The following is a 1,323-nucleotide window of genomic DNA, read 5'->3' as shown; positions in this document are numbered from 1 at the left end:
CAAAGATGGCCTCATCAAATGGCACATAACCTAATGTATAGTATCCTGAAGTAAAAGGGGCATTGGAAGAAATAGAACCATTAGATCCATCAACTACTTTATTGTTTGCACCAAAAAACTGCCATAAATTATTTTTGTACTGAGCAATACTTATGTCTCTTGTGTTAATACCTTCACAACTAGAACTTGTCCATGGTATAGTTAGAGAAATATTAGAGCTACCTGTAACTCTTTGTACATTCCAGTATTGACATGAACTAACTCTTGATAAGGTATTATTTAATGTTGTAGCACTTGGAGGAGCTGTTGAAAATGCTTCCACTCTGATGTCTTCATTTGTTGATGGAGCAGAGATACTAAGAGGCATATACTTACCTCCACTTCCAACTGGAAAAGTGAAAGTTGTATTTCCAAATCTTCTCACGGTACCTTCAATATAACTTTGATCTGAAGCTCCGGTGATTGTTTGCGAATTACTCCCAAAACCAAAAGTATTCGTTGTTGAGGCTATAAAATTTCCTTTGATAAAGGCAACATTTCCCGTCACATTCAAAGGAACATTTAAAGTCACCTGATTGGCTGATTTATCAATCTTAACTCCTCCTCCTGTAAATAAGATATTCGAATAGTTACATGATATACTCTGAGGTTTATCTCCCATAAATGCACTTGTGCCTCCATTAGCACCGAAACCATCAGGAGCCTGGCCCGAAATAACATTGTAGGAAATATTCCCATAAAACTCCGAAGTCCCTGTCCTTGAAAGATAAATAGGTCCTGCACTGTTTTTATTTATAGTTAGATTCCCCTTATAATTATCTCCATTCACGCTAGCCAGCAATATACCATTGCTACCAGTGCTTGTTATTTGTAGATCTGATAAAAATGTATTTCCTCCATTAGATACTGCAAATCCGCCTGCATTATTCTTTGATGAAAGATTAACCGAACCATTGAACGTTGATCCATTTAAATTAAAATAACCGCAAGACGCTGTTATGTTGCTATAAAATGTATTGCCAGCCTCAAATATCAAACGTGCATTTTGCAAATCAAAATTTAAATCAGAACACCCCTCTTCCTGTTTTATTCCTTTAAAACTTAGAGTTCCACTATTAAAATTTGTCGCTGTAATATGGCTTGTTAGTAATAAATTTACTTGAATTCCCGAAAAATAAATTCCACCAGTAGATAAATTAGATACTTCTATATCACTATAAACATTGCAGCTCCCGGTATATCCAATATATATGCTACCTGTAAGAAGATTATTAGCCTTTATAACTTTTCCTACCCCATTAAAGCTTGTGACTTGGTTTGTAG

1 pseudogene is annotated in these 1,323 nt (G+C 35.3%); it reads right to left on the bottom strand.

The annotated features are described in order from the left end of the window. Positions 1-1,323, bottom strand: a pseudogene (locus tag J7604_RS26050) (hypothetical protein); the annotation flags it as partial.

This window comes from Sporocytophaga sp., assembly GCF_017745095.1.
Classification (GTDB): domain Bacteria; phylum Bacteroidota; class Bacteroidia; order Cytophagales; family Cytophagaceae; genus Sporocytophaga.
Note: the sequence above shows the minus strand (reverse complement) of the source record. Positions and strands in the feature narration are given on the sequence as shown.